At 74.4% G+C, this 6380-nt stretch carries 6 protein-coding genes; 4 read left to right on the top strand and 2 right to left on the bottom strand.

Annotated elements, in window-relative coordinates:
- Positions 1–1145: LacI family DNA-binding transcriptional regulator (locus tag OERS_RS20015; RefSeq protein ID WP_139107962.1), on the bottom strand; the 1145-nt coding region annotated here is incomplete at its 3' end.
- A gap of 99 nt (positions 1146–1244) precedes the next feature.
- On the opposite strand from OERS_RS20015, the gene OERS_RS20010 reads away from it, so the two are divergent.
- Positions 1245–3539: a substrate-binding domain-containing protein gene (locus OERS_RS20010; protein WP_068627749.1), complete on the top strand. Its 2295-nt coding sequence runs from the start codon at positions 1245–1247 to the stop codon at positions 3537–3539.
- Between the two features lie 212 nt (positions 3540–3751).
- The gene (locus tag OERS_RS20005) at positions 3752–4708 is read left to right on the top strand and encodes a phosphoribosylaminoimidazolesuccinocarboxamide synthase (protein WP_068627748.1); all 957 of its coding nucleotides are present in this window, start codon (positions 3752–3754) and stop codon (positions 4706–4708) included.
- On the opposite strand, the gene OERS_RS20000 is transcribed toward OERS_RS20005, so the two are convergent.
- The gene (locus OERS_RS20000) at positions 4675–5058 is read right to left on the bottom strand and encodes an HNH endonuclease signature motif containing protein (RefSeq protein WP_068627747.1); all 384 of its coding nucleotides are present in this window, start codon (positions 5056–5058) and stop codon (positions 4675–4677) included. The two genes, OERS_RS20005 and OERS_RS20000, sit on opposite strands and share 34 nt — an antisense overlap.
- A 108-nt stretch (positions 5059–5166) precedes the next feature.
- Between OERS_RS20000 and OERS_RS19995 the strand changes: the two genes are divergently transcribed.
- Positions 5167–5565 (top strand): PadR family transcriptional regulator, encoded by a 399-nt coding sequence (locus OERS_RS19995; protein ID WP_248948790.1) that lies wholly within the window; start codon positions 5167–5169, stop codon positions 5563–5565.
- Complete coding sequence (locus OERS_RS19990; protein ID WP_068627745.1) at positions 5565–6182, top strand: hypothetical protein; 618 nt, start codon at positions 5565–5567, stop codon at positions 6180–6182. Before OERS_RS19995 ends, OERS_RS19990 begins: the two co-directional genes overlap by 1 nt.
- Positions 6183–6380 lie beyond the last annotated feature (198 nt).

The raw sequence follows: 6380 nt of genomic DNA, 5'->3' as shown, positions 1-6380 counted from the left end.
GGGGGGGGGGGGGGGGGGGGGGGGGGGGGGGGGGGGGCGGGGGGGGGGGGGGGGGCGGGGGGGGGGGCGGCGCCGGGGCCGGGCGCCGCGTCCCGACCGAGAGTCCGGAGCACCCGGCGCCCGGCCTCCTGACCGAGCGCCCTGTCGGGGCGCGCGACCGCCGTCACGGGCGGGGTCGACAGCCGCAGCACCGGTGCGTCGCGGCCCGCGACGACCGACAGGTCCCAGGGGACGACGAGCCCCGCACGGCGCGCGACGTCGAGGACGACGAGGGCGCCCTGGTCGTCCGAGGTGACGACCGCCGTCGGGCGCTCGGGGGACGCGAGCAGCCGGCGTGCGGTCGACGCGACGTCCTCGAGCGTCGTGCACGACTCGACGACCGCGACCCCGCCCCGACGCGCGACCTCGGCCCTCACGGCCTCGGCAGCGCCGCGCCCCGACCGGAGGTCGGCCGCGGACGCCAGCACCGCGACGCGGCGGTGCCCGAGGTCGGAGAGGTAGCGGCCGACCTTGGTGTCGGCCGACGGGTCGAGGGCGACGGTCTGCGTGGACGTGGACGTGGACGTGGATGTGGATGTGGGGGTGGGCGGACGCTGGGCCGCCGGCGGCGGGTTGCTCGGCGCGTCGCCCGAGCCGTCGCCCGGCAGGGCGACGTGGTCGACCAGGACCGCCACGGCCCCCAGGCGTTCGACCGCCGCGAGCCGGGGGTCCTCGCGGCGGATCCCCGTGAGGACCACGGCCTCGTACCGCTGCTCGGCCCACCAGTCCGCGATGGCGAGCGCCGCTGCGGCCGGGGAGCCCAGGAGGTGCACGGCCAGCGAGAGCCTCCCGTCGAGGACGTCCCGGAGCCCGTCCGAGAGCTCCAGATCCGTGGCCGTCGCCGCGGCGCCGACCGCGTCCCGCACCAGGACGAGCGCGACCGACCCGGCCGCGCCGCGCAGGGTCCTGGCCGCCACGCTCGGCCGCCACCCGAGCTCCTCGGCGACCTGGAGGACCCGCCGCCGGGTACGGTCCGAGACCCCCGGTCGTCCGTTGAGGGCGTACGAGACGACCGCGATCGACACCCCCGCCGCACGGGCGACGTCGGTGATGGTCGTGCGTCTACCAGTAGCAATCGGGCGTTCCGGACGTAAGAATGTGGCCACGGTCACACAGCATGCCCCCAGCCGGGGCGTGCTGCACGATCGGGCCGGCTCGACGGCGAGCCGTCAGGGGGGAATCAGGTACACGACGGGGTGAGCGCCATGGTCGATGTCACGACCCACCGACGAAACCTCACGATCGGTGTCCTCTCGCCGGTCGTGGGCGGCTTCTACTTCGGGAAGGTCCTCGCAGGGATCGCACGCGGCCTGCGCGCGGGCGGGCATCGCGTGGTCGCGGTCCAGACGTATCCGGCCGACCTCGACCGGGACGAGTTCCCCGACCAGCCGCCGCACCGGCCGATCGCCGGGCTCGACGCGATGGACGGGGTCATCGTGGTCACGTCGGCCGTCGAGCACGACGTGCTGCGCGCCCTCGACCGGTCGGGCAAGCCCCTGGTCGTCATCAGCGAGACCGTCGACGACCTGCGGGCTCCCGTGGTCACGCCCGACAACGCGGGCGGGGTGCGCGCCGCCGTCGAGCACCTCCTCCAGCACGGGCACCAACGGATCGGGTTCCTCGGGAACCCGCGCCAGCACGACCTGGCGGAGCGGCACGCCGCGTACGAGGCAGCGCTGCGCGCCCACGGGATCGAGCCCCGCCCCGAGTGGGTCTACCGGACGCGCGACAACCAGGAGGCCGCCGGCGCGGCGGCCGCCCGGGCCGCGCTCGACGAGGGGCTCGACACGACCGCGACCATCGCGGGCACCGACCGCAACGCGGTCGGCTTCCTGCGCGCACTGACCGACTCGGGGCTCGTGCTGCCGCGCGACCAGGCGCTCATCGGGTTCGACCACTCCGACGGCGGCGCGCGGGCACGCCCTCGGCTCTCGTCGGTCGACCCGCACCACGACCGCGTCGGAGAGCTCGCCGCCGAGCTCCTGCTCGCGCGCCTGCACGGCGAGCGGGTCGGGCCGGGTGAGCACCTCGCGGACGCGACCCTCGTCTGCCGCGAGTCCTGCGGCTGCGTCGACGGCACGCGGACCGACCTGCTCGTCGACGGGGTGCCGCGCAGCGCGGGCACCGCCGACGACGGTTCCGCGGCAGCGCGCCTCGCCGCCGTGGCGCGCGCCGTGCTCGACGACGCCGTGGTCCTGCGTGCGAAGCCGCGTCCGGGGAGCGCGGGGTCGTCCGGAGCGGGGGAGAGCGCCGTCGGAGGGTGGGTGCGGGCCGTCGTCGGGATGATGACCGACGCCGCTGCTGACGCGACCGTGCCCACGTCGCACTCCTACCGTGCGCTCGCCGACCGGACCGCGGTCCTGCGACCCGTCCCCGAGGCGCTCGAGCAGCTCGTGCCCGTGGTGCGCGCGCTCGAGGCGGAGCTCCTGGGGGGCATCAAGCGCCGGGGGACGACGGGACCGCTGGGTGGCGCGGCCCGCGCACGACCGCAGGGTCGTGCCCGGGCGCTCGGTGACGTGACGACCGAGATCCTCGTCGCGCTCTCGAAGGGGTGCACGCACGGGCTCCTCGTCCGCTCGGGCCACCTCGAACGGGCCATGGTCGACCAGTACGAGCTCGACCTCGAGCTCATGCACGCCGACAGCGCGTCCCTGCGGCACCTCGAGTGGCTGCCCCGAGGGCAGGCCGGCCCGGCGGCGATCGCGCTGTGGGTCCCCCCGGGCGGAGGGCCCGCGGGCGGTGTGCTCGAGGTCGCGGGGGTCCGGGGCAGCACCGTCGGTCAACGGCTCGTCGGCCACCGTTACCCTGCGGCCGAGTTCCCACCCAGGGCTCTGCTGAGCGCCAACGCACTCTCGTTCGTCATCCCCGTCGCGTTCGACGCGAGCGACTGGGGGTACCTCGTGATCGGCGGCCCCGTCGACACCCGGGCGACGAGCGCGCGCGAGAAGTACAACCACTGGGCGGCCATGCTCGCGGTCGCGCTCGACCAGGAGCACCACCTGGCCGCGCTGCGCGCCCAGCGGACCGAGCTCGAGGAGGCCGCACGTCGTGAGCGACGCCTGGCCGAGGAGATCAGCGCGAGCGAGGAACGCTACGCCCTCGCCTCGGTCGCGGCGTACGACGCGACGTGGGACTGGGACGTCGCGACCGGCACGGTCTACTTCTCGCCGTCCTGGCGGTCCATGCTCGGCCTGCCGGCCGACGACGTGCGGGCCGCCGACCCCGACGAGTGGATCGACCGTGTCCACCCCGAGGACCTGCAGGCCGTCCAGGTCGCGCTCGCGGCCCAGCTCGGCGGGGCCGGCGGGTCGCTCGACCTCGAGCACCGCCTACGAGCCGCCGACGGCCGCTACCTGCGCGTGGCCTGCCGTGCCGTGACCGTGAGCGACGGCGCTGGCTGCCCGACGCGCATGGTCGGGGTCATGACGGACCGGTCCGACGAGCGTCGGGAGGCCGCTCTCCGGGGGGTCTTCCTGCCCGATCGCTCGCGGCCCGTGTGACCCGTCCACCCTGCGCGTGACCGGCGTACCCCGGCGCGCCCCACGTGCTCGGTCTCGACGCCGCGGACGGTCGTCGTCCGTGCCGCGAACCGGTGGGCCCGGAACACCCCGGACCCGGGTGACCTGGGTGGACGTCGCGGTGTCCGGCAGGCCGGAGCCTCGCCATCCGGACGCCCCGAACCGTGCGTGCGCCGGATGAGAGACTAGGCGCCGTGACTGACTCGCGCGACGCTCTCGACACGGCCCACCTCGACCTGCCGGGGTGGCGGCACGTCTACTCGGGGAAGGTCCGCGACCTCTACGAGCCCGACCTCGCACAGCTCGGCGGGGCGCACCCCCTCGGTGACGTCGTCCTGGTCGTCGCGAGCGACCGCGTGAGCGCGTTCGACCACGTCCTGTCGCCGGGCATCCCCGACAAGGGGGTCGTCCTGACCCAGCTCAGCCTGTGGTGGTTCGACAAGCTCGCCGACCTCGTCCCCAACCACGTGGTGAGCACCGAGGCCAGCGCCATGCTCGGTGACGGCCTGGTGCCGGACGTCGTCGCCGGTCGCGCCATGATCTGCCGCCGCCTCGAGATGTTCCCGGTCGAGTGCGTGGCCCGCGGCTACCTCACGGGATCCGGCCTGGTCGAGTACCGCGTGGACCGTACGGTGTGCGGTGTTCCTCTGCCCGAGGGGCTCGTCGACGGCTCGCGTCTCCCAGAGGCGATCTTCACGCCCGCGGCCAAGGCCGAGGTCGGCGAGCACGACGAGAACGTGTCGTTCGAGGTCGTCGCCCAGACCATCGGGCTCGAGGCCGCGACCCGGCTGCGCGACCTGACGCTCGCGGTCTACTCGCGCGCCGAGGAGATCGCGCGCGAGCGCGGTGTGATCCTCGCCGACACCAAGTTCGAGTTCGGCGTGGACCCCGTCACGGGCGCGACCGTCCTGGGTGACGAGGTGCTGACCCCCGACTCGTCGCGCTTCTGGCCTGCCGACCAGTGGCAGCCGGGGCAGTCGCAGCCGAGCTTCGACAAGCAGTACGTCCGCGACTGGCTCGCGTCCGACGCCTCGGGCTGGGACCGCGCATCCGACGCCACGCCGCCGTCGCTGCCTGCCGACGTCGTCGAGCGCACGCGCGACCGCTACCTCGAGGCCTACGAGCGGATCACGGGCGACTCCCTGTTCTGAGCAGCTGTGCTGGTCTGAACCACGGTGCCGGGGCGCTCGCGGACGTAGCGGTGCCCCGTCGGTGACGTCCAGCGGACCGTGCCGTCGATCGCGAGCTCTGGGCGCCAGCCGTGCCGCGCCCGGACCACGTGGTGGTGCCGGCACAGCGAGATGAGCTCGTCGGGACCCACGTCCGTGGTCTCCTGCGTCACGCCCGGTCCCGGCGGGGACGGGCGCCTGACGTGGTCGAGGTCGCAGCGGAACGCGGGCACGGCGCACCCCGGGAACGTGCACGTGCGGTCGCGCGAGAGGACGGCAGCGATCACCTGGACCCCAGGCCCAGGGCGGGCTTCGAGCAGCGATTCGAACATGTGTTCGATCGTAGCGTCGGGGTCCGACAGTGACCTGCGGAGCCGTCGAGCAGTGCAGGCGGTGCGTCCTGTCTTGCTGCATGAGTCGTTGCGCGATATATATCGACCATGACTTCCGCTGCGAATGGCCCGCCGGGCGCCAAGCCGTTCCGCATGACCGAGCAGGCCTACCTGATCCTGCTCTCGCTCACGCCCGAGCCGCTCCACGGCTACGCCGTCATCCAGGCGGTCGCCGAGCTGTCGGACGGCGCCACGACGCTGGGGGCCGGCACCCTGTACGGCAACCTCGACCGGCTCTCGGGTGCGGGGCTCGTCGAGCCCTCGGGCGAGGAGGTGGTCGACGGTCGTCTGCGCCGCTACTACCGGATCACCGACGACGGCCGTCGCGCGGCCGAGCAGGAGACGGCCCGGCTCCGCGAGCTCGCCGCCAGGGCGCAGAAGGCCCTCGACCGGCGGGGCACGGCATCACGTCCGACGTCGGGCCGCCTCGCTGGAGGGCTGGCCTGATGCGCCGCCGCGACCTGACGCCCCACGAGAGCTTCGAACGGTCCGCGCGCTTCTGGGCGCGCGCCTACCCGCGCCGCTGGCGTGAGGTCCACGGCGACGAGCTGCTCGCGGTCCAGCAGGACGTGGCCCAAGCGGCTGCGGAGGCGACCGGTGCGCCCGTGCCCGACCGGCTGAGCGTCGGCGAGGTCCGTGGCCTGCTGTGCGCGGGGTGGGGACTGCGGTGGCGTGAGCGACCGCCGCTGTGGCGGTGGGTGCTGTACCGGTTCGGTCTGCGGCTGCCCGCGCGGTACTGGTGGTGGGTCGCCGACGACATCAGGGGCGCGTTCTACTCGGTGCGGGATGCGACCTGGACGCTGGTCCTGAGCTACGGCACGATGCTCACGACGATCGCCGGATACGCCCTGATCGCCGGCGAACCGGTCGCCGCATACTGGCCGGCCTTCTTCGCGTCAGGGTTCTTCTGGGCCTTCCTGGCCGTTCTCTTGCTGTTGGCGGGAACGCTGATGCGCGAGAGTCGCACTCGCAGTGCCTGGTACCGGCACGTCGTCTACGGCAACGTGCCCGAGCAGATGCGGTTCGCGGCCAGCCCGTCGTCGGAGCAGCAGGACCGCACCTGAGCCCTGAACCTGCGAGGCCGCACAGGACTCCTGAGGCGCGCTCCGCCGTCGGGCCGGGAGATCCCTGCGGTCGAGCACGAGGTTGCGGTCGTTCTGACGCGCAGAACGACCGCAACCTCGTGCTCGGCACCACGCTCGACCATCGGCCGGCCTCGCCCGGCACCTTGCCCGGCCCGACGGCGGAGCGCGCCTCAGGAG

Source organism: Oerskovia enterophila (assembly GCF_001692445.1).
Taxonomy (GTDB): domain Bacteria; phylum Actinomycetota; class Actinomycetes; order Actinomycetales; family Cellulomonadaceae; genus Oerskovia; species Oerskovia enterophila.
The sequence above is the reverse complement of the archived record's forward strand: the minus strand, read 5'-3'. Positions and strand labels throughout refer to the sequence as shown.

Excerpts from the sequence above, each read along its gene's own strand:
- OERS_RS20010 (WP_068627749.1), top strand. The coding sequence starts at position 1,245 with ATGGTCGATGTCACGACCCACCGACGAAACCTCACGATCGGTGTCCTC.
- OERS_RS20000 (WP_068627747.1), bottom strand. The coding sequence starts at position 5,058 with ATGTTCGAATCGCTGCTCGAAGCCCGCCCTGGGCCTGGGGTCCAGGTG.
- OERS_RS19995 (WP_248948790.1), top strand. The coding sequence starts at position 5,167 with ATGACTTCCGCTGCGAATGGCCCGCCGGGCGCCAAGCCGTTCCGCATG.
- OERS_RS19990 (WP_068627745.1), top strand. The coding sequence starts at position 5,565 with ATGCGCCGCCGCGACCTGACGCCCCACGAGAGCTTCGAACGGTCCGCG.